Here is a 21723-nt window from a genome sequence, read left to right as displayed (position 1 = left end):
GCTTCCGAGAGAGCAATGGACAAACTGATTATTACCGGCGGTCAACGCCTCGATGGCGAGATCCGCATTTCCGGCGCCAAGAACTCCGCGCTGCCGATCCTGGCCGCTACGCTGCTGGCCGATACTCCAGTCACCGTGGCCAACCTGCCGCACCTGCACGACATCACCACCATGATCGAGCTTTTCGGCCGCATGGGCGTGCAGCCGGTGATCGACGAGAAGCTGGCCGTCGAAGTCGACGCCAGCAGCATCAAGACCCTGGTCGCGCCCTACGAACTGGTCAAGACCATGCGTGCCTCCATCCTGGTGTTGGGCCCCATGGTGGCTCGCTTCGGTGAAGCCGAAGTGGCCCTGCCCGGCGGCTGCGCCATCGGCTCCCGTCCGGTGGACCTGCACATCCGTGGCCTCGAAGCCATGGGCGCGAAGATCGACGTCGAGGGCGGCTACATCAAGGCCCGTGCCCCGGCCGGCGGCCTGCGTGGCGCCAATTTCTTCTTCGATACCGTCAGCGTGACCGGTACCGAGAACATCATGATGGCCGCTGCCCTGGCCAACGGGCGCTCTGTGCTGCAGAACGCCGCTCGCGAGCCGGAAGTGGTCGACCTCGCCAACTGCCTGAACGCCATGGGCGCACAGATCCAGGGCGCCGGTACCGACACCATCACCATCGACGGCGTGAAGCGCCTCGGTGGCGCCCGCTACAGCGTGATGCCTGACCGTATCGAAACCGGCACCTACCTGGTGGCCGGTGCCGCCACCGGTGGCCGCGTCAAGCTCAAGGATACCGATCCGACCATTCTCGAGGCCGTGCTGCTGAAGCTGGAAGAGGCTGGTGCCCACATCAACACCGGCAACAACTGGATCGAGCTGGACATGAAGGGCAACCGCCCGAAAGCGGTCAACGTGCGCACTGCACCCTACCCGGCATTCCCCACCGACATGCAGGCCCAGTTCATTTCCATGAACGCCGTGGCCGAAGGCACCGGTACGGTGATCGAGACCGTGTTCGAGAACCGCTTCATGCACGTTTATGAAATGAACCGCATGGGCGCACAGATCCTGGTGGAAGGCAATACTGCCATTGTCACCGGCGTTCCGAAGCTCAAGGGTGCACCGGTCATGGCCACTGACCTGCGGGCTTCCGCCAGCCTGGTGATTGCCGGCCTGGTGGCCGAGGGCGATACCCTGATCGACCGCATCTACCACATCGACCGTGGTTACGAGTGCATCGAAGAAAAACTGCAGTTGCTCGGCGCCAAGATTCGCCGCGTGCCGGGTTAGGTCGCCTTGCTGGCCGGCCCCTCGGGGCCGGTCGTAGCGACCGCGCAACAGGCCCTGAAGGGGGCCGTAGCCAAGGAAAACCAGTTTCATGCTCACCATCGCGCTGTCCAAGGGCCGCATTCTCGACGATACCCTGCCGCTGCTCGCCGAAGCCGGCATCGTGCCCCTTGAGAATCCGGACAAGAGCCGCAAGCTGATCATCCCCACCACCCAGGAGGATGTGCGCCTGCTCATCGTACGTGCCACTGACGTGCCGACCTATGTCGAGCATGGCGCGGCCGATCTCGGCGTTGCCGGCAAGGACGTGCTGATGGAGTACGGTGGCCAGGGCCTGTACGAGCCCCTGGACCTGCGCATCGCCCGTTGCAAGCTGATGACTGCCGGTGCAGTTGGCGCGCCCGAGCCCAAGGGCCGCCTGCGGGTCGCCACCAAGTTCGTCAACGTTGCCAAGCGCTACTACGCCGAACAGGGCCGCCAGGTCGACGTGATCAAGCTGTATGGCTCGATGGAGCTGGCACCGCTGGTCGGTCTGGCCGACAAGATCATCGACGTCGTCGACACCGGCAATACCCTGCGTGCCAATGGTCTGGAACCCCAGGAACTGATCGCCACCATCAGCTCGCGCCTGGTCGTCAACAAGGCATCGATGAAGATGCAGCACGCGCGCATCCAGGCGCTGATCGAAGTGTTGCGCGATGCTGTCGAGTCCCGACACCAGAACTGACACCTGAGCGCGACCCCGTGTCGCGCACGCCTATCCGTGTCATAGCCAATATTCTCGGGTGCCCGCACGGTGGGCTTGCTACTCTAGCGGCGCCCGAGCAATTGCCATTTCATGAGGCCCGCTATGACTGCTCCAATCGCTATCCGCCGACTCAACGCCGCTGATCCGGATTTCGCGCGACACCTGGATCATCTGCTGAGCTGGGAAAGCGTGTCCGACGAAGCGGTCAACCAGCGTGTTCTCGACATCATCCAGGCCGTGCGCGAGCGCGGCGATGCCGCTGTGGTCGAGTTCACCCAGCGCTTCGACGGCCTGCAGGCGGCCTCCATGGCCGACCTGATCCTGCCGCGTGAGCGCCTGGAACTGGCGCTGACCCGCATCACCGCCGAGCAGCGCAAGGCGCTGGAAAACGCCGCAGCGCGGGTACGCAGCTACCACGAGAAACAGAAGCAGGAATCCTGGACCTACACCGAAGCCGACGGCACTGTGCTGGGCCAGCAGGTCACCCCGCTGGACCGCGCCGGCCTCTACGTGCCTGGTGGCAAGGCGTCCTATCCGTCGTCCGTGCTGATGAACGCGATTCCCGCCAAGGTCGCCGGCGTCGCCGAAGTGGTGATGGTGGTGCCGACTCCGCGCGGCGAAATCAACGAGATTGTCCTGGCTGCCGCCTGCGTGGCCGGGGTTGACCGCGTCTTCACCATCGGTGGCGCCCAGGCCGTGGCCGCACTGGCCTACGGCACCGAGAGCGTGCCCCAGGTGGACAAGATCGTCGGCCCGGGCAATATCTACGTCGCCACTGCCAAGCGCCATGTCTTCGGCCAGGTCGGTATCGATATGATTGCTGGCCCTTCGGAGATCCTCGTGGTCTGCGACGGCGGCACCGATCCGGACTGGATCGCCATGGACCTGTTTTCCCAGGCCGAGCACGACGAGGACGCCCAGGCCATCCTGGTCAGCCCCGATGCCGCCTTCCTCGACAAGGTGGCCGCCAGCATCGACAAGCTGCTGCCGACCATGGAGCGCGCCGAAATCATCCGTACCTCCCTGCAGAACCGTGGTGCGCTGATCCTGGTGGCCGACCAGGCCCAGGCTTGCCAGGTGGCCAATCGCATCGCTCCCGAACACCTTGAGCTGTCCGTCGCCGATTCGCAGAGCTGGCTGCCGAACATTCGCCACGCGGGCGCCATCTTCATGGGCCGCTACACCGCCGAGGCGCTGGGCGACTACTGCGCCGGTCCGAACCACGTGCTACCGACTTCCGGCACCGCGCGCTTCTCGTCGCCGCTGGGCGTGTATGACTTCCAGAAGCGTTCTTCGATCATCTTCTGCTCGGCCGATGGCGCGTCCGAACTGGGCAAGACCGCGTCCGTCCTCGCCCGGGGCGAGTCCCTGACCGCCCACGCGCGCAGCGCCGAATACCGAATCAAGGGGGAGTGAACATGAGCAAGTTCTGGAGTCCCTTCGTCAAGGACCTGGTGCCCTACGTGCCGGGCGAGCAGCCCAAGCTGGCCAAGCTGGTAAAGCTGAACACCAACGAGAACCCCTATGGCCCGTCGCCCAAGGCAATCGCGGCCATGCAGGCGGAAGTCGGCGATAACCTGCGCCTCTACCCTGATCCCAACAGCGACCGCCTGAAGCAGGCGGTCGCCGATTACTACGGCGTGCAGACGAACCAGGTGTTCGTCGGCAACGGTTCGGACGAGGTCCTGGCCCACGCGTTCCACGGGCTGTTCCAGCACGGCAAGCCGCTGTTGTTCCCGGACGTGACCTATAGCTTCTATCCGGTTTACTGCGGTCTCTACGGCATCCCCTTCGAGGCGCTGCCGCTGGACGAGCAGTTCCAGATCCGCGTCGAAGATTACGCGCGTCCCAATGGCGGCATAATCTTCCCCAACCCCAATGCGCCCACCGGTTGCCTGCTGGCACTGGAGGCCATCGAGCGCCTGCTGCAGGCCAACCCGGATACGGTGGTGGTGGTGGATGAGGCCTATATCGACTTCGGGGGTGAGACTGCCATCAACCTGGTGGATCGTTATCCCAACCTGCTGGTCACCCAGACGCTGTCCAAGTCCCGCTCCCTGGCGGGCTTGCGCGTGGGCCTGGCGGTAGGGCACCCGGACCTGATCGAGGCGCTGGAACGGATCAAGAACAGCTTCAACTCCTACCCGCTGGACCGCATGGCCATCGCTGGCGCCGCAGCTGCGTTTGAAGACAAGGCCTATTTCGAGCAAGCCTGCCGCAAGGTGATCGACAGCCGCGAGCAGCTGGTGGTCGGGCTGGGCAAGCTGGGCTTCGAAGTACTGCCTTCGGCAGCCAACTTTGTTTTCGCTCGCCACCCGCAGAAGGACGCGGCCGGCATCGCCGCCGGGTTGCGCGAGCGGGGTGTGATCGTTCGTCACTTCAAGCAGGAGCGCATCGCCCAGTTCCTGCGCATCACCATCGGCACGCCGGAGCAGAACCAGGCGCTGCTGGAGGCCCTGGGTTCGCTCTGAGTCCCGGGCAAATGAACGAAGCCGAGCGCGGGCTGCCGCCTCGGCTTTTTTCTTGCCCGCTTACTCGTGGTGGGGCGCGCCGAGGAAGGTCAGCGAGCTGAACAGGCCTTGCTGTTTGACGTCGGGATCATTCGGCGTATCCAGGGTCACCTGGGCAGCGATGATGTTCAGCCCGGCATTGCGCACCATGACCTGGGCACGGCCCTGGGCATCGGTCTTCGCACTGACGGCATCAGGCTCGCCACGATAATCGCCGATCAGTTCGACACCGGCTGCCGGCTTGCCATCGAGCAGGACCTTCACGGGCAGCGGTTTTCCCGGCCCGACTTCCAGGGGATCGACTTCCGGCACGATAGCCAGGCGGATGCGCTCGAGCTCCGGCAGTTGGGCGCCGGGTTGATAGAAGGCCAGGCTGTACTTCCAGGTATGAATGGACGCGACCGCGCCGGGCACCTGCCTTTGGCCCTGGTTGATCCACTGCTTGTCGGCAGTTTGCGACCAGGGGCCGTTATCCAGGGCCACGGCCAGGGTCGCCGCGGCTTTCAGGGGCTTGAGTCGAGCGTGATCCGCAAGGCGCTCGACGGTTACCGGGATCATCCGGCCTTGGCCGTCGAAGGCCCAGGCGCCGCTGACTTTCTCAGCCTTGAATACGTTGTCTTCGGCGCCATGGCCGTAGATCACTTCGATGTTGCCGCGCCGCTGTTCGGTCCACAGGCCGTGGGCTTGCACGTTGCCGGCGAAGAAGGCGGCGAGGATGGGAGTGACGAGGAAGCGTTTATCCAGTCGCATGGAGGTTCCTTTTCAGAGGTCGAGGGTGAGGCTGAGGTTGAAGTTGCGAGGCTCGCCCGGCATGACCCAGACGCTGTTGTAGGAGCGTTCGTAGTACTTGCGGTCGAAGAGGTTGTTGAGATTCAGGCCGACCGTTACCCGCTCGCTGGCCTTGTAGTGGGCGAGCAGGTCGACGGTGCTGTAAGCGGGCAGTTCGAACTGGCTGCCGGCCTGCCCGGAACGGTCGCCGACATGATTGAAGGCGGCGCCGATATCCGAGCCGCGCAAGTGGCCGTCCTGGAATTCGTAGACGGCGAGCAGGCTACCGCTGTGCTGTGGAACGCCCAGCAAACGGCTGCCTTCGGGGAACACGTTGTCCCTGGTGACTTCGGCGTCGATGTAGGCATAGGCGCCAATGATCCGCAGGGCATCCGTCAACTGGCCGCTGACCTGCAGGTCCAGGCCCTGGCTACGTGCCCGGCCGGCAGCAATGCTCTGCCCCGGCTCGTTCGGGTCTGCGGTCAGCACGTTCTCCTTGTCGATGTGGAAGAGCGCGACCGTGGCACCGAGGCGACCTTCCAGCAGGTCGAGCTTCAGTCCGGCTTCCTTGCCCAGTCCTTTCTCGGGTTCGAAAACGGTGCCCTGGCTGCCAATGGTGTTGGGTTTGACCGAGGTGGCTGCGTTGGCGAACAGCCCGATCTCCGGCGTCAGCTGGTAGAGCAGGCCGCTGCGCAGGGTCAGGCTGTCCTTTTGCTGGTCGTTGCGAACGCGGGTGGTGCGATTTTGTGCGGACTGTTCGAAATGCTCGAAGCGTGCGCCGATCAAACCCTTCCAGCCACCACCGAAGTCGATCTGGTCCTGCAGGTTCAGTGCGTGGCTTTCCACCTGCTCGAAGAAGTCGTTGGGATTGACCAGTGCCGGCTTCGGCTTGCCATACACCGGGTTGTAGATGTCCTGGCCGTAGTCCAGGGAAGCGAGGCTCTGTGGATATTTCTGGCTGTTGCGGTAGTTCTCGTACTCCAGTCCGGCGAGGGTCTGGTGCAGCCAGCTGCCGGTCTCGAACAGGCCGTGCAGTTCCAGTTGGGTAATGCTGTCGTTCCACTCGAAGTCGCGTTGCCGATAGAAGCGGCTGACCTGGTTGCCGATCAGCCGTGACGCTTCCGTGGCGTTGCCCTGCAGGTGTCCCTGGGCGTAGTGATTGGCCAGGCGGATCTTCCACGTCTCGTCGAGATGGTGTTCGAGGCTGGCCTGGAGCATCTGGTTGCGGTTGCGGATATCACCGTCATTGGGCTCGCCAAGGAAAGTGGAGCGCTTGACCGCGCCCATTTCTCCGCTGACCGCGGGAATGCCGCGATCGAACACTGACTCGTGCTGGACGAATTCGGTTTCCAGCAGCAAGCGGGTATCGGGGCTCAGTTGCCAGCTCAGGGACGGGCTGACCACCAGACGCTGGTTGCCGACATGGTCACGGAAGCTGCCGTTGTTCTCCGTCGCCAGATTGATGCGCGAAAGCAGCTGGCCCGCGTCGTCGAGCGGAGCGTTGATGTCCAGGCTGGCGCGATAGCGATCCTGGCTTCCCGCGCCGGCCTTGAAACGGGAGAAGGTTTCGGCCTGGGGTTTCTTGGTGACGATATTCACCGTGCCACCCGGATCGCCTCGGCCATAGAGGCTGGCGGCGGGCCCCTTGAGCACTTCGATGCGCTCGATTCCGGACGCGTCCGGCGAGCTGTAGCTGCCTCGATTGATGGCAAAGCCATTCTTGTACAGCTCGCCGGTGGTGAAGCCGCGAATGCTGTAGGAGAGGAAGGTCAGCCCGCCAAAGTTGTTCTGCCGCGATACACCGCCGGCGAAATCCAGTGCACGGTCGAGTCGGGTGATATCCAGGTCATTCAGCACCTGCTCCGGCACCACGCTGATGGCCTGGGGAATGTCGCGGATATCGGTATCGGTGCGGGTGGCACCGGCCGAGCGGGTGGCGCGATAGCCCTGTACCGGGCCGTCGGCGCTTTCCTGGCGGCGGCTATCTATCTGGATGTCATCCAACAACAGGGGGAGGGCGGTTTCGGCGGCGGCGGCTTCACCCAGGAGGCTCAACAGCAGTCCGGTGGCAGGTGCAAGGTGACGGGGACGCATCGAATGATCTCCAAAATATGTAATAACATAACATTTTGTGGGATGAGAATGGTTCCTGTCCAGTGTCGGAGTGATCTTGCGTCAGAATGCAGAAACGAAAACGGCGCCCGAAGGCGCCGTTTCTTGCTGATCAGCTCCCGCCGTTGCTACTCGGTGGCGGGCGAACGCCGACTTCGGCGGTCAATTCCAGCTCCTGGCCATTGCGCATCACCAGGATGCTGACCTTTTCGCCCGGGCGTGTGCGGGCCACCTGGTTCATCGAGCGGCGGCCATCACCCGCCGGCTCGCCATCGATGCTGAGGATGATATCGCCGGGCTGCAGGGCGGCGCGCTGGGCCGGGCTGTCGCGGTAGATGCCGGCGACCACGATGCCGGGGCGACCTTCCAGGCCGAAGGACTCGGCCAGTTCCGGGGTCAGCGGCTGCACTTCGATGCCGAGCCAGCCGCGAATCACCTGGCCGTGCTCGATAATGGCCTTCATCACTTCCAGGGCCAGCTTGACCGGGATGGCGAAGCCGATGCCCTGGGAGCCACCGGACTTGGAGAAGATCGCGGTGTTGATGCCGATCAGGTTGCCGCTGGCGTCGACCAGGGCGCCGCCGGAGTTGCCGGGGTTGATCGCGGCGTCGGTCTGGATGAAGTCTTCGTAGGTGTTCAGGCCCAACTGGTTGCGGCCGGTGGCGCTGATAATGCCCATGGTCACGGTCTGGCCGACACCGAAGGGGTTGCCGATGGCGAGCGCGACATCGCCGATGCGGATGTTGTCCGAGCGGCCGAGGGTGATGGGCGGCAGATCCTTGAGGTCGATCTTCAGCACCGCCAGGTCGGTCTCCGGGTCGCTGCCAACCAGGCGCGCCAGGGTTTCCCGTCCGTCCTTGAGGGCGACCACGATCTGATCGGCGCCGGCAGTGACGTGGTTGTTGGTCAGCAGGTAGCCTTCCGGGCTCATGATCACTGCCGAACCCAGGCTGGATTCCATGCGCCGCTGACGGGGCAGGTTGTCGCCGAAGAAGCGGCGGAACTGCGGGTCCTCGAACAGCGGGTGGGCCGGCTTGGTCACCACCTTGGTGGTGTAGAGGTTGGCCACGGCAGGCGAAGCGTTGGTCACGGCGTCGGCATAGGAGTCCGGGCCCTGGCGCGTGAAGTTGAACTTGGGCGCTTCCTGCAGATGTACTTCCTGGCGGGGCATGCCTGCCCATTCCGGGTATTGCTGAATGATCAGCAGTGCCACGAGCACGCCGACAATCAGGGGCCAGCTGATAAATCGCAGGGCCTTGAGCATCGAGGGAGAATCCTGAGGGTTGCGGGGGGCAGGGGTGCCCCTTAAGGTGGCGCCATTATACGAGGGCGCCCGCCAAAAACGAGTCGTCCGAAACAGCTTGTGAGGAATGCCATGGCCATTGCCCTGAACACTCTGGTGGAAGAAGCGGAGCGCTACCTGGGCGCTTCGCGCATCCAGGATTACTGTCCCAACGGCCTGCAGGTCGAGGGTCGTCCCCAGGTCAGCCGGATCGTCACTGGCGTCACCGCCAGCCAGGCGCTGCTGGACGCCGCAGTGGAGGCCGAGGCGGATGTGGTACTGGTGCACCACGGATATTTCTGGAAGGGCGAGAACCCCTGCGTCGTGGGCATGAAGCAGCGCCGGTTGAAGACCCTGCTGGCCAATGACGTCAGCCTGCTGGCCTACCATCTGCCGCTGGACCTGCATCCGGAAGTGGGCAACAACGTCCAGCTGGCGCGTCAGCTGGACATCATCGTCGAAGGCCCACTGGAGCCGGACAACCCGCGGACTGTCGGTCTGATCGGTTCCCTGGCAGAACCCATGACTGCTCGCGACTTCGCCCGTCGCGTACGCGAAGTGCTCGGGCGCGAGCCTCTGCTGGTGGAAGGCGAGCGCATGATCAGTCGCATCGGCTGGTGCACCGGTGGCGGGCAGGGCTATATCGATACGGCCATCGCTGCCGGCGTCGACCTCTATCTGACCGGCGAGGCCTCGGAGCAGACCTTCCACAGCGCGAGGGAAAACGGCATCAGCTTCATCGCCGCCGGTCACCACGCCACCGAGCGCTACGGTGTGCAGGCCCTGGGTGAATACCTGGCGCGGCGCTTTGCCCTGGAGCACCTCTTCATCGACTGCCCGAACCCCGTGTGAGACGGGCTCGGGCGGCATCTATCCGTGCGGTATATCTCTAGATTGTTTCGTTCTAAGCCGGTTCCTCTATAGAAGGGAGGGGCTGTGTTAGAGTGCCCGTTCGTCCACGGCCCGCCGGCCGTCGTATCAGAAAGACCTTCGTGAGTAGCCATGCTCGATAAACTGACGCACCTGAAACAGCTGGAGGCGGAGAGCATCCACATCATTCGTGAAGTGGCCGCCGAATTCGACAACCCGGTGATGCTCTATTCCATCGGTAAAGACTCCGCCGTCATGCTGCACCTGGCGCGCAAGGCATTCTTCCCCGGCAAGCTGCCTTTCCCGGTCATGCACGTCGACACCCAGTGGAAGTTCCAGGAGATGTACCGTTTCCGCGACAAGATGGTCGCCGAGATGGGCCTGGACCTGATCACCCACGTCAACCCGGAAGGTGTCGCTCAGGGCATCAACCCCTTCACCCACGGCAGCGCGAAGCACACTGACGTGATGAAGACCGAGGGCCTGAAGCAGGCGCTCGACAAGTACGGCTTCGACGCGGCCTTCGGCGGCGCCCGCCGTGACGAGGAGAAGTCCCGCGCCAAGGAACGCGTGTACTCCTTCCGCGACAGCAAGCACCGCTGGGACCCGAAGAACCAGCGTCCCGAGCTGTGGAACGTCTACAACGGCAAGGTGAAGAAGGGCGAGTCGATCCGCGTCTTCCCGCTGTCCAACTGGACCGAGCTGGACATCTGGCAATACATCTATCTGGAACAGATCCCGATCGTCCCGCTGTACTTCGCCGCCGAGCGTGAAGTCATCGAGAAGAACGGCACGCTGATCATGATCGACGACGAGCGCATTCTCGAGCACCTTTCCGACGAAGAGAAAGCGCGTATCGAGAAGCGCATGGTGCGTTTCCGCACCCTGGGTTGCTACCCGCTGACCGGCGCGGTGGAGTCCTCGGCGACCACCTTGCCGGAAATCATCCAGGAAATGCTCCTGACCCGTACTTCCGAACGCCAGGGGCGGGTTATCGACCACGACGCCGCCGGCTCGATGGAAGAGAAGAAACGTCAGGGGTACTTCTAAAGAAGGCCACAGGCTTCAGGCTGCAGGCTTCAGGAAGGAGCAGACTCCTATGGATTTCGAGCGGCTTGAGGTCTGGCAGCGCGCCCGTGCGCTGACTGTGGATGTGTATCGCGGTTTCGCGGAATGTCGCGACTATAGCTTCAGGGATCAGATTACTCGTTCGGCCTTATCCATACCCAGCAATATTGCCGAAGGTATGGAGCGTGGAAGCGAAAGGGAGAAGTGCCGGTTTCTCTGGATAGCCAAAGGCTCCTGCGGGGAGTTGAGGACCCAGATCCTGATCGGTAGTGACATAGGCTACATAAGCCAGCCCATCGCCCACCAATGGCTCGACGAGTCAACGCGAATATCCCGGATGCTGTCCGGCCTGATCAGCCGAATCGCGGAGTAAATTTTTTGCTGTAAGCCTGCCGCCTGCAGCTTGCAGCCTGGAGCCAAAGAATGAGCCATCAATCCGATCTGATCAGCGAGGACATCCTCGCGTACCTGGCCCAGCACGAACGCAAGGAACTGCTGCGCTTCCTCACCTGCGGCAACGTCGACGACGGCAAGAGCACCCTGATCGGGCGCCTGCTGCACGACTCCAAGATGATCTACGAGGACCATCTGGAAGCCATCACCCGCGATTCGAAGAAAGTCGGCACCACCGGTGACGACGTCGACCTGGCGCTGCTGGTGGATGGCCTGCAGGCCGAGCGCGAGCAGGGCATCACCATTGACGTGGCGTACCGCTATTTCAGCACCGCCAAGCGCAAGTTCATCATCGCCGACACCCCCGGCCATGAGCAGTACACCCGCAACATGGCCACCGGCGCGTCCACCTGCGACCTGGCCATCATCCTGATCGACGCCCGCTATGGCGTGCAGACCCAGACCCGCCGGCACAGCTTCATCGCGTCCCTGCTGGGCATCCGGCACATCGTCGTCGCGGTCAACAAGATGGACCTGATGGACTTCGATCAGTCCGTCTTCGAGAAGATCAAGGCCGACTACCTGCAGTTCGCCGAGCGCATCAAGCTGGCGCCGTCGTCGATCAATTTCGTGCCCATGTCGGCGCTCAAGGGCGACAACGTGGTCAACCGCAGCGAGCGTGCGCCCTGGTACGACGGCAAGCCGCTGATGGAAATCCTCGAATCCGTGGAAATCGCCGGCGACCGCAATTTCACCGACATGCGCTTCCCGGTGCAGTATGTGAACCGTCCGAACCTCAACTTCCGCGGCTTTGCCGGCACCCTGGCCAGCGGCATCGTGCGCAAGGGTGACGAAGTGGTGGCGCTGCCCTCGGGCAGGGGCAGCCGGATCAAGTCCATCGTCACCTTTGACGGTGAACTGGAACATGCCGGTCCCGGCCAGGCCATCACCCTGACCCTGGAAGACGAAATCGACGTTTCCCGCGGTGACATGCTGGTGCATGCCGACAATCGCCCGCTGATCACCGATGGCTTTGAAGCCATGCTGGTGTGGATGTCCGAAGAACCCATGCTCCCGGGCAAGAAGTACGACATCAAGCGCGCCACCAGCTACGTGCCGGGCTCGATTCCGAGCATCGTCCACAAGGTGGACGTGAACACCCTTGAGGAAACCGCCGGCAGCAGCCTGCAACTGAACGAGATCGCCAAGGTCAAGGTCAGCCTGGATGCGCCCATCGCCCTCGACGGCTACGAGCAGAACCGCACCACTGGCGCCTTCATCGTCATCGATCGCCTGACCAACGGGACCGTTGGCGCCGGCATGATCATCGCCGACCCGCAGGCGGGCCGTAATGTCGATGGCCACCACGGCAAGCAGGCCCACGTGTCCAGCGAAGAGCGTGCCGCGCGCTTCGGTCAGCAGCCGGCCACTGTGCTGTTCAGTGGCCTTTCCGGCGCTGGCAAGAGCACCCTGGCCTATGCCGTGGAGCGCAAGCTGTTCGACATGGGGCGTGCCGTCTACGTGCTGGATGGCCAGAACCTGCGCCATGACCTGAACAAGGGGCTGCCGCAGGATCGCGCCGGACGCACCGAGAACTGGCGTCGTGCCGCTCACGTTGCACGCCAGTTCAACGAGGCCGGCCTGGTTACCCTGGCCGCCTTCGTGGCACCGGATGCTGAAGGCCGCGAACAGGCCAAGGCCCTCATCGGTGCCGATCGCCTGATCACCGTCTATGTACAGGCGTCGCCGCTGGCGTGCCGCGAGCGCGATCCGCAGGGCCTCTACGCAGCCGGCCTTGACAACATCCCGGGCGAATCCTTCCCCTACGATGTACCGCTGGATGCGGACCTGGTGATCGACACCCAGGCCACCAACGTGGAAGAGGGTGCGAAGCTGGTGATCGACCTGCTCCGAGAGCGCGGCGCTATCTAAGCGACAGCCCAACAAAAAGCCCCGCGATTGCGGGGCTTTTTGTTGGCTTCTGGTTCGGCTGGCCGGTTGCCCGGCCGGGCCTTGGTGGAATCAGTACTTGCCTTTCAGGCCGAAGGTCTCGTCCAGGGTGCCGGGGGCATCCGGAGCCTTGGGCGCGTAGTCCTTGGGCGCTTCGTTGCTCTTCGGCGGGGTCAGGCGCTCGCGTGGGCTGGCAGCCTCGTCGGCGTGCAGCGCGGCCAGCAGGCGCTGGCGGGTCAGCTCGTCCAGGGCCAGGCGGCTGGCGCCTTCGGACAGATGCTCCTGCACCTCCTGGTAGCTCTGGGTGAGCTTCTTCACCAGGCTGGCGGTGGTATTGAAGTGAGTGACCACCTCGCTCTGGTAGGTATCGAAACGTTCCTGCAGATCATCCAGCTGGCGCTGGGTCCGGCTCGGGGCCGCGTTCGGCACCAGGCGGGCGATCAGGAAACCGATGCCGATACCGGCAAGCAGGGCGAAGGCTGGTAACAACCAGACGGTGAGCGACTGTTCCACGAGTCCTTCCTCTATAAACGGCTTTGCTTTACGTTAACGGCTCGAATCCGCGCTGTATACCGCGACGCAAGCCCTGTTGTGCTAATCCAAGACGAGTCGACCCGTCACGGGGTCACGGAGTTTTCCCAGTTGAGCCGCGAAATCCCTCTCATGCTCGATGGCCCTTGTGGCCAGCTCGAAGCGCTGCATCTCGCTTTGCCCGAAGCCAGGGGCCTGGCGCTGATCTGCCATCCCAATCCGGTGCAGGGCGGCACCATGCTCAACAAGGTGGTATCCACCCTGCAGCGCACCGCGCGCGATGCAGGCTACAGCACCTTGCGTTTCAACTATCGCGGCGTCGGCGCCAGCGCTGGCAGCCATGACATGGGCACCGGCGAAGTGGATGACGCCGAAGCCGCTGTCCACTGGTTCCGCAGCCAGCGCCCGGAGCTGCCCCTGACGCTGATGGGGTTCTCCTACGGCGGCTTCGTCGCCGCCAGCCTCGCGGGACGCCTGGAGCGCCAGGGCATCGAGGTGCCGCGTCTGTTCATGGTGGCGCCGGCGGTGATGCGCATAACCGACGACACCCCATTGCCCGAATCCGGCCAATTGACCCTGATCCAGCCCGAGGCCGACGAAGTCGTGCCGCCCCAGGCCGTGTACGACTGGTCCGCCCGCCTCGCGCGCCCCCACGAGCTGCTGAAAGTGGCAGAATGCGGGCACTTCTTCCACGGCAAGCTGACCGACCTCAAGGACCTGGTCCTGCCGCGCCTCTGATTCCGAATCAAGTCCGACAAGCGAACACCATGACTACTCGTATCCTTACCGGCATCACCACCACCGGCACGCCGCACCTTGGCAACTACGCGGGCGCCATCCGCCCGGCCATCGTTGCCAGCCGCGCCAACGACGTCGATTCCTTCTACTTCCTGGCCGACTACCACGCCCTGATCAAGTGCGACGACCCGGCGCGCATCCAGCGTTCGCGCCTGGAAATCGCCGCCACCTGGCTGGCCTGCGGCCTGGATACCGACAAGGCGACTTTCTACCGCCAGTCCGACATTCCCGAGATTCCCGAGCTCACCTGGCTGCTGACCTGCGTCAGCGCCAAGGGTCTGCTCAATCGCGCCCACGCCTACAAGGCGTCGGTGGACAAGAACCTGGAGAACGGTGAAGACCCGGACGCCGGCGTCACCATGGGCCTGTACAGCTACCCGGTGCTGATGGCCGCGGACATCCTGATGTTCAACGCCCATAAGGTGCCGGTCGGCCGTGACCAGATCCAGCACGTGGAAATGGCCCGTGACATCGGTCAGCGCTTCAACCACCTGTTCGGTGCCGGCCGCGAATATTTCACCCTGCCGGAAGCGGTGATCGAGGAAGAGGTGGCGACCCTGCCCGGCCTCGACGGTCGCAAGATGTCCAAGAGCTACGACAACACCATTCCGCTGTTCGGCAGTGCCAAGCAGCTGAAAGATGCCATCGCGCGCATCGTCACCGATTCCCGCGCCCCTGGTGAGCCGAAGGACCCGGACAACTCGCACCTCTTCACCCTCTACCAGGCCTTCGCCACCCCGGCGCAACTGGCCGAGTTCCGTGCCGAGTTGCTGGCCGGCCTGGCCTGGGGCGAAGCCAAGCAGCGCCTGTTCCAGCTGCTGGACAACGAACTGGGCGAGGCGCGCGAGCGTTATCACGCGCTGATCGAGCGTCCGTCCGACCTGGAGGACATCCTCCTCGCCGGCGCCGCCAAGGCTCGGAAGATCGCCACCCCGTTCCTCGGCGAGCTGCGTGAAGCGGTGGGCCTGCGTTCGTTCCGCGCCAACGTGCAGGTGGGCACCGAGGCGAAGAAGAAGTCGACCAAGAGCGCCCGCTTCGTCAGCTTCCGCGACGAGGACGGCAGCTTCCGTTTCCGCCTGCTGGACGCCGATGGCGAGCAACTGCTGCTGTCCCGCGCCTTCGCCGATGGCAAGGCGGCTGGCCAGGTCAGCAAGCGCCTGCAGTCGGGCGATGAACTGGACCTGCGTGTGGAAGGTGAGGCGTTCGGTATCTGGCTGGACGATGAACAGGTTGCCTCCAGCCCGGCCTTCGCCGACGGTGCTGCCCGTGACGCGGCCATCCAGCGTCTGTACGCGGCCCTCGCACCTCAGGAATAACAGTCTTTCCTGCGGCCGGCGCTGCCGGCCAATTGCCAATCAACGGGGCAGGCTCTAAAGTACCTGCCCCGTTTTTCGTTGCCTTGCTACCGATCATGACCCCCCTCGAGCGCTACCAGGCCGATCTCAAGCGGCCGGATTTTTTCCACGACGCTGCACAGGAAACCGCCGTTCGCCACCTGCAACGGCTGTATGACGACCTGATCGCCGAAGACCGTAACAAGCCCGGCCTGCTGGGCAGCCTGTTCGGCAAGAAGCGCCAGGGGCCGGTGAAGGGCCTGTACTTCTGGGGTGGCGTAGGTCGCGGCAAGACCTACCTGGTGGATACCTTCTACGACGCACTGCCGTTCAAGCAGAAGATGCGTACCCACTTCCACCGCTTCATGAAGCGCGTCCACGAGGAAATGAAAACCCTCAAGGGCGAGAAGAACCCGCTGACCATCATCGGCAAGCGTTTCGCCGATGAGGCACGGGTGATCTGCTTCGACGAATTCTTCGTCTCCGATATCACCGACGCCATGATCCTGGCCACGCTCCTCGAAGAGCTGTTCAAGAACGGCGTCAGTCTGGTGGCCACCTCCAACATCGTGCCCGATGGCCTCTACAAGGACGGCCTGCAGCGCGCGCGTTTCCTGCCGGCCATCGCGTTGCTCAAGGAGCACACTGATATCGTCAACGTCGACAGCGGCGTGGACTATCGTCTGCGCGCCCTGGAACAGGCTGAGCTGTTCCACTACCCGCTGGGCGCCGAGGCCGAGGCCAGCCTGAGCCGCAGCTTCAAGAGCCTGCTGCCGGATTGCACCATGGCTCAGGAAGACGAAGTCCTGATGATCGAAAATCGCGAAATCCGCGCCGTGCGCGTCTGCGAAGACGTGGCTTGGTTCGAGTTCCGCGAACTCTGCGATGGTCCGCGCAGCCAGAACGACTACATCGAACTGGGCAAGATCTTCCATGCGGTGATCCTCGCCAACGTCGAGCAGATGGGCGTGGCCAAGGACGACATGGCGCGGCGTTTCATCAACCTGGTGGACGAGTTCTACGACCGCAACGTGAAGCTGATCATCTCTGCCGAAGTGGAGCTGAAGGATCTCTACTCCGGTGGCCGCCTGAACTTCGAGTTCCAGCGTACCCTCAGCCGTCTGCTGGAGATGCAGTCCCACGAGTTCCTCTCGCGGCCTCACAAACCCTGAGGTTCGTGTAATGACAAAGGCTGCCCGAGGGCAGCCTTTTTCGTTTCCTGTGGGGGTGAATTCGTTCGCGATTGAAACTCCCACAGGCCAATCGTCGCCTGGATGAAATCCGGGAGCGGCGGTGGGGCTTTCCCCGGATTTCATCTATGGGATACCGAACTGCGTCAGCGCCTCTTTCCGCAGTCTTCACTGGCCTTTCTGCTGGTACTGGCGCCGGTACTGATTGGGGGAGAGCTGGGTGTGCTGGCGGAACAGCCGGGCAAAGAAACTGGCGTCGTCGTAGCCCACTTCGTAACTGATGGTCTTGATGCTCTTGCGCGTGGCCGAGAGCAGCCCCTTGGCCGTTTCGATGCGTAGCCGCTGCAGGTAGTGCAAGGGTTTGTCGCCGGTGGCGGCCTGGAATCGCCGCATGAAGTTGCGGATGCTCATGCCGTGTTCCCGCGCCACATCCTCGAAGCGGAACTTGTCGCCGAAGTGCTCTTCCAGCCAATGCTGGATCTGCAGGATGGCCATGTCGTGGTGCAGCTTCTGTCCGCCGAAGCCAATACGGCCTGGCGTATAGCTGCGCTGTACTTCATAGAGAGTGTCGCGGGCCACGGCCTGGGCGATGCCGGCGCCGCAGAAGCGCTCGATCAGGTAGATGTAAAGGTCGCAGGCCGAGGTGACACCGCCGGCGCAGTAAAGGTTGTCGGCATCGGAAATGTGCTTGTCCTGGTTCAGCAGCACCTTGGGGAAGCGTTCGCTGAATTCGCCGAAGAAGCGCCAGTAGGTGGTGGCTTCCTTGCCGTCCAGCAGACCCGCCTGGGCCATCCAGAACACGCCGTATGCCTCGCCGCAGATGGCGCTGCCGGCCGCGTGGCGTTCGCGCAGCCATTTGCAGACGCTTGGGTAGCGGGCGAGCAGGGTGTCGAAATCACCCCAGAAGGTCGGGATGACGATGATGTCCGCTTCATCCAGCGGCCCGTCCACCGGGATGCGCACTTCGCTGAAGCTGCTCACCGGCTGGCCGTCAGGGCTGACCAGGCGGGTCTGGAAGGCGGGGGTAAGGCCTTTGCCCTGCAGCTTGCCGAAGCGCAGGCTGGCCATGTGGAAGAAGTCCTTGGCCTGCATCAGGGTGGAGGCGAAGACACCGTCGATGGCCAGGATGCTGACCTGTCGAAGGATTGGAGACTGCGTAATACTCATGGTGTTGTTCTTATTAGGGGAAAGCGGTCATTCTGCGGCTGGATCGTCTTATTTTTTGTCCTAAGTGTCCAGTATGGCGGGGGAGGGGACTGTCCTAGAGTCGGTGACCTCCGAACCTACATGTCCACAGTGTCATTCCAAGGTGATGCCATGATCCCGAGAACCCTGTTCAGCTCCGATCACGAACTCTTCCGCGACAGCGTGCGCAAGTTTCTCGAGCAGGAGGCGGTGCCCTATCACCACCAGTGGGAGAAGGACGGCCACATCGACCGCGCCCTGTGGAACAAGGCCGGCGAGGCCGGCATGCTCTGTTCGCATATTCCCGAAGAGTACGGCGGCATGGGCGCTGACTTCCTCTACAGTGCGGTGGTGATCGAGGAGGTCGGCCGCCTGGGCCTGACCGGCATCGGCTTTTCCCTGCACTCCGACATCGTTGCGCCCTACATCCTTCACTACGGTTCCGAGGCGCAGAAGCAGAAATACCTGCCCAAGCTGGTCAGCGGCGAGCTGGTGACGGCCATCGCCATGACCGAACCGGGTGCCGGTTCCGACCTCCAGGGTGTGAAAACCACTGCCGTGCTGGAGGGCGACGAGTACGTCATCAACGGCTCCAAGACTTTCATCACCAACGGTTTTCTCGCCGATCTGGTGATCGTGGTGGCCAAGACCGATCCCAAGGCCGGCGCCAAGGGCACCAGCCTGTTCCTGGTGGAAGCGGGCACGTCGGGCTTTGCCAAGGGCAAGCGCCTGGAAAAGGTGGGCATGAAGGCCCAGGACACCTCCGAGCTGTTCTTCCAGGACGTGCGCGTACCCAAGGAGAACCTGCTGGGCCAGGCGGGCATGGGGTTCGCCTATCTGATGCAGGAACTGCCTCAGGAGCGCCTGACGGTGGGCATCGGTGCCTTGGCCTCGGCCGAGGCTGCGCTGAAGTGGACCCTGGACTACACCCGCGAGCGCAAGGCATTCGGCAAGTCCATCGCCGAATTCCAGAACACCCGTTTCAAGCTGGCGGAAATGGCCACCGAGATCCAGATTGGCCGTGTCTTCGTCGATCGCTGCCTGGAACTGCACTTGCAGGGCAAGCTGGATGTGCCCACTGCGGCAATGCTCAAGTACTGGGGGACCGACCTGCAGTGCAAGGTGCTGGACGAGTGCGTGCAACTGCACGGCGGCTACGGCTTCATGTGGGAGTACGCGGTGGCGCGGGCCTGGGCGGATGCGCGAGTGCAGCGAATCTACGCGGGCACCAATGAAATCATGAAGGAGATCATCGCCCGCTCCCTGGTCTGAAGCCTCGCGCAAAGGGAAGCCCGGCGATCGCCGGGCTTCTGCGTTTCTACGGGGCTGGGTTGGGCTGATCCTTGTGAATGGCGGCGATACCTTCCAGCACCTCTTCTGAAAGCGTCAGTTCGATGCTGCGCAGGTTCGTTTCCAGTTGTTCCAGGGAGGTGGCGCCGATGATGTTGCTGGTGACGAAGGGTTGGGCAGTGACGAAGGCCAGCGCCATCTGTGCCGGGTCCAGGCCATGTTCACGGGCCAGCTGGACATAGCGCGAGCAGGCGGATTGGGATTGCGGGTTGGTGTAGCGGGTGAAGCGGCTGAACAGGGTGATCCGGGCGTTGGCCGGGCGGGCACCGTTCTCGTACTTGCCGGAGAGCATGCCGAAGGCCATGGGGGAATAGGCCAGCAAACCGCACTGCTCGCGCATCGCCACTTCGGCCAGGCCTACTTCGAAGGTACGGTTGAGCAGGTTATAGGGGTTCTGGATGGAGACGGCGCGGGGCAGGCCGAGTTGATCGGCCAACTGGAGGAACTTCATCGTGCCCCAGGGCGTTTCGTTGGACAGGCCGATTTGGCGGATCTTGCCGGCTTTCACCTGTTCGCCGAGTACCTCGAGGGTTTCCTGCAGCGGGGTGAACTCCTCGTCCTTGTGCTGATAGCCGAGCTGGCCGAAGAAATTGGTGCTGCGCTCGGGCCAGTGCAACTGGTAGAGGTCGATCCAGTCGGTCTGCAGGCGCTTGAGGCTGGCATCCAGGGCAGTGGTGATGTGCTGGCGGTTGTGCTTAAGGTTGCCGCCGCGGATATGGCTGATGCCGTTGCCCGGGCCGGCGACCTTGCTCGCCAGGATCCAGTCGGCACGGTCGCGGCGCCTGGCGAACCAGTTGCCGATGATGGTTTCGGTGGCGCTGTAGGTTTCAGCGCGCGGTGGCACCGGATACATCTCGGCGGTATCCATGAAGTTGATGCCGTAGGCCTTGGCCCGCTCGATCTGAGCGAAGGCTTCGGCCTCGGTGTTCTGCTCGCCCCAGGTCATCGTGCCCAGGCAAAGGCTGCTGACCTTGAGGTCGGTGCGGCCAAGTTGGCGGTATTCCATCGCTGCCTCCTGCGTCTTCGAAAAAGACCGCATGAAATCAGGTTGATATTTTTCGCGCAATCGGCATAATTCCGCGGCTTTCTTTGCGGGGATGCCTAGCCTGCGGAGATTGAAGGTGGGGATGCCTAGCCTGCCGAAACCCTTTTGCCGTAGCGGACGCGCTGACCCGAGCCCCCGATAGCGTCTGTTTCCGGCTGTCCCTGACTTGTCAGGGCGAGCACTATTCAGTAAGATCCGCCGTCTTATTTTCAGGGCGGCCCCTGAGGCTATAGCGAATGAAAACTTTTACTGCAAAACCGGAAACTGTTAAGCGCGACTGGTACGTCGTCGACGCTGCAGGTCAGACCCTGGGTCGTCTGGCCACCGAAATTGCCAGCCGTCTGCGTGGCAAGCACAAGCCCGAATACACCCCTCACGTTGACACCGGCGACTACATTGTCGTGATCAACGCCGAGCAGGTTCGTGTTACCGGTGCCAAGACCACCGACAAGATGTACTACTCGCACTCCGGCTTCCCGGGCGGCATCAAGGAAATCAACTTCGAGAAGTTGATTGCCAAGGCCCCCGAGCGCGTGATCGAGACCGCGGTAAAAGGCATGCTGCCGAAAAACCCGCTGGGCCGCGACATGTATCGCAAGCTGAAGGTGTACAAGGGTGCTGTTCACCCGCACACCGCTCAGCAGCCCCAAGAACTGAAGATTTAACGGGATAAGTTCATTATGTCGGCGACTCAAAACTACGGCACCGGCCGTCGCAAGACTGCTACCGCTCGCGTCTTCCTGCGTCCGGGCACTGGCAAGATTTCCATCAACAACCGCAGCCTGGATACCTTCTTCGGCCGTGAAACCGCTCGCATGGTCGTGCGTCAGCCCCTGGAGCTGACCGAGACTGTCGAGAAGTTCGATATCTACGTTACCGTCGTTGGTGGTGGCGTAAGCGGCCAGGCCGGTGCAATCCGTCACGGCATCACTCGCGCCCTGATCGAATACGACGAGACCCTGCGCAGCCCGCTGCGTAAGGCCGGCTACGTAACTCGCGATGCTCGCGAAGTTGAACGTAAGAAAGTCGGTCTGCGTAAAGCGCGTAAGCGTCCGCAGTACTCCAAGCGTTAATTCGACGCTTGCAAAAACGCCCAGTTTCTTCGGAACTGGGCGTTTTTTTATGCGCCGTAAATTTTGCCGTGCGACAGCTTGTCGCACGCGCGAATCCCCCGCCAATCAAGGCTTTCGGGACATTTGTATCCGGCTATTACCTTGTCAGCACAGGGGGTTTTCTTTACCATTTGGCGAATTTTTTGCGCGGCTCGATTTTTTACTTAGTAGAGGCCTGAACAACAGGCCACAGAAGCTG

20 protein-coding genes are annotated in these 21723 nt (G+C 62.9%); 14 read left to right on the top strand and 6 right to left on the bottom strand.

Annotated features, from left to right (window positions below):
* Window positions 1-15: 15 nt before the first annotated feature.
* The 4 genes from murA (at window position 16) to hisC (ending at window position 4497) form a co-directional block, all read left to right on the top strand.
* Window positions 16-1281: a UDP-N-acetylglucosamine 1-carboxyvinyltransferase gene (murA, locus tag ACFW0B_RS01670; protein ID WP_449146214.1), complete on the top strand. Its 1266-nt coding sequence runs from the start codon at window positions 16-18 to the stop codon at window positions 1279-1281.
* A gap of 88 nt (window positions 1282-1369) precedes the next feature.
* Entirely contained in the window at window positions 1370-2005 is a 636-nt protein-coding gene (gene hisG, locus ACFW0B_RS01665; protein WP_449146213.1) for an ATP phosphoribosyltransferase, read from the top strand.
* A 123-nt stretch (window positions 2006-2128) separates the two neighbouring features.
* The gene (hisD, locus tag ACFW0B_RS01660) at window positions 2129-3442 is read left to right on the top strand and encodes a histidinol dehydrogenase (RefSeq protein ID WP_449146212.1); all 1314 of its coding nucleotides are present in this window, start codon (window positions 2129-2131) and stop codon (window positions 3440-3442) included.
* A 2-nt stretch (window positions 3443-3444) separates the two neighbouring features.
* Window positions 3445-4497, top strand: coding sequence for a histidinol-phosphate transaminase (hisC, locus tag ACFW0B_RS01655; protein WP_449146211.1), 1053 nt, complete (start codon window positions 3445-3447; stop codon window positions 4495-4497).
* A gap of 60 nt (window positions 4498-4557) precedes the next feature.
* Here hisC and ACFW0B_RS01650 read toward each other — a convergent pair whose 3' ends face one another.
* From ACFW0B_RS01650 to algW, 3 genes are all read right to left on the bottom strand, one after another.
* Window positions 4558-5286 (bottom strand): DUF4198 domain-containing protein, encoded by a 729-nt coding sequence (locus tag ACFW0B_RS01650; protein WP_449146210.1) that lies wholly within the window; start codon window positions 5284-5286, stop codon window positions 4558-4560.
* A gap of 12 nt (window positions 5287-5298) precedes the next feature.
* Window positions 5299-7398, bottom strand: coding sequence for a TonB-dependent siderophore receptor (locus ACFW0B_RS01645; protein WP_449146209.1), 2100 nt, complete (start codon window positions 7396-7398; stop codon window positions 5299-5301).
* 130 nt (window positions 7399-7528) lie between these two features.
* Window positions 7529-8680: a Do family serine endopeptidase AlgW gene (algW, locus tag ACFW0B_RS01640; RefSeq protein WP_449146208.1), complete on the bottom strand. Its 1152-nt coding sequence runs from the start codon at window positions 8678-8680 to the stop codon at window positions 7529-7531.
* Window positions 8681-8791: 111 nt separating this feature from the next.
* On the opposite strand from algW, the gene ACFW0B_RS01635 reads away from it, so the two are divergent.
* The 4 genes from ACFW0B_RS01635 (at window position 8792) to cysN (ending at window position 12961) form a co-directional block, all read left to right on the top strand.
* Entirely contained in the window at window positions 8792-9550 is a 759-nt protein-coding gene (locus ACFW0B_RS01635) for a Nif3-like dinuclear metal center hexameric protein (protein ID WP_449146207.1), read from the top strand.
* A gap of 150 nt (window positions 9551-9700) precedes the next feature.
* Window positions 9701-10618, top strand: a complete 918-nt coding sequence (gene cysD, locus ACFW0B_RS01630) for a sulfate adenylyltransferase subunit CysD (protein ID WP_449146206.1) — start codon at window positions 9701-9703, stop codon at window positions 10616-10618.
* Between the two features lie 49 nt (window positions 10619-10667).
* Window positions 10668-11009 carry a four helix bundle protein gene (locus ACFW0B_RS01625; protein ID WP_449146205.1) on the top strand — a complete coding sequence of 114 codons (342 nt, stop codon included), beginning with the start codon at window positions 10668-10670 and terminating at the stop codon, window positions 11007-11009.
* Between the two features lie 50 nt (window positions 11010-11059).
* A complete protein-coding gene (cysN, locus tag ACFW0B_RS01620; protein ID WP_449146204.1) occupies window positions 11060-12961 on the top strand; it encodes a sulfate adenylyltransferase subunit CysN in 1902 nt (633 codons plus the stop codon).
* Between the two features lie 90 nt (window positions 12962-13051).
* Here the strand turns inward: cysN and ACFW0B_RS01615 are convergent, their stop codons facing one another.
* Window positions 13052-13492, bottom strand: a complete 441-nt coding sequence (locus ACFW0B_RS01615) for a Z-ring associated ZapG family protein (RefSeq protein WP_028628476.1) — start codon at window positions 13490-13492, stop codon at window positions 13052-13054.
* Between the two features lie 150 nt (window positions 13493-13642).
* On the opposite strand from ACFW0B_RS01615, the gene ACFW0B_RS01610 reads away from it, so the two are divergent.
* The 3 genes from ACFW0B_RS01610 to zapE all read left to right on the top strand — a co-directional run bounded on the left by ACFW0B_RS01610 (window position 13643) and on the right by zapE (window position 16814).
* On the top strand, window positions 13643-14248 hold the full coding sequence (locus tag ACFW0B_RS01610; protein ID WP_449146298.1) for an alpha/beta hydrolase: 606 nt from the start codon (window positions 13643-13645) through the stop codon (window positions 14246-14248).
* Window positions 14249-14277: 29 nt separating this feature from the next.
* Window positions 14278-15624 carry a tryptophan--tRNA ligase gene (locus ACFW0B_RS01605; RefSeq protein WP_449146203.1) on the top strand — a complete coding sequence of 449 codons (1347 nt, stop codon included), beginning with the start codon at window positions 14278-14280 and terminating at the stop codon, window positions 15622-15624.
* Between the two features lie 95 nt (window positions 15625-15719).
* A complete protein-coding gene (zapE, locus tag ACFW0B_RS01600) occupies window positions 15720-16814 on the top strand; it encodes a cell division protein ZapE (RefSeq protein WP_449146202.1) in 1095 nt (364 codons plus the stop codon).
* A 186-nt stretch (window positions 16815-17000) separates the two neighbouring features.
* Here the strand turns inward: zapE and ACFW0B_RS01595 are convergent, their stop codons facing one another.
* On the bottom strand, window positions 17001-17999 hold the full coding sequence (locus ACFW0B_RS01595; RefSeq protein WP_459251677.1) for a GlxA family transcriptional regulator: 999 nt from the start codon (window positions 17997-17999) through the stop codon (window positions 17001-17003).
* Window positions 18000-18149: 150 nt separating this feature from the next.
* Between ACFW0B_RS01595 and ACFW0B_RS01590 the strand changes: the two genes are divergently transcribed.
* A complete protein-coding gene (locus ACFW0B_RS01590) occupies window positions 18150-19289 on the top strand; it encodes an acyl-CoA dehydrogenase family protein (RefSeq protein WP_449146201.1) in 1140 nt (379 codons plus the stop codon).
* A gap of 46 nt (window positions 19290-19335) precedes the next feature.
* On the opposite strand, the gene ACFW0B_RS01585 is transcribed toward ACFW0B_RS01590, so the two are convergent.
* Window positions 19336-20373, bottom strand: coding sequence for an NADP(H)-dependent aldo-keto reductase (locus tag ACFW0B_RS01585; RefSeq protein ID WP_449146200.1), 1038 nt, complete (start codon window positions 20371-20373; stop codon window positions 19336-19338).
* A 275-nt stretch (window positions 20374-20648) separates the two neighbouring features.
* Between ACFW0B_RS01585 and rplM the strand changes: the two genes are divergently transcribed.
* On the top strand, window positions 20649-21077 hold the full coding sequence (gene rplM, locus ACFW0B_RS01580) for a 50S ribosomal protein L13 (protein WP_016490991.1): 429 nt from the start codon (window positions 20649-20651) through the stop codon (window positions 21075-21077).
* Between the two features lie 15 nt (window positions 21078-21092).
* The gene (gene rpsI / locus ACFW0B_RS01575; protein ID WP_003448478.1) at window positions 21093-21485 is read left to right on the top strand and encodes a 30S ribosomal protein S9; all 393 of its coding nucleotides are present in this window, start codon (window positions 21093-21095) and stop codon (window positions 21483-21485) included.
* The last annotated feature ends 238 nt before the right edge of the window (window positions 21486-21723 follow it).

It is taken from the genome of Metapseudomonas phytobenefica (assembly GCF_043392685.1).
Lineage (GTDB): Bacteria > Pseudomonadota > Gammaproteobacteria > Pseudomonadales > Pseudomonadaceae > Metapseudomonas.
Note: the sequence above shows the minus strand (reverse complement) of the source record. Positions and strands in the feature narration are given on the sequence as shown.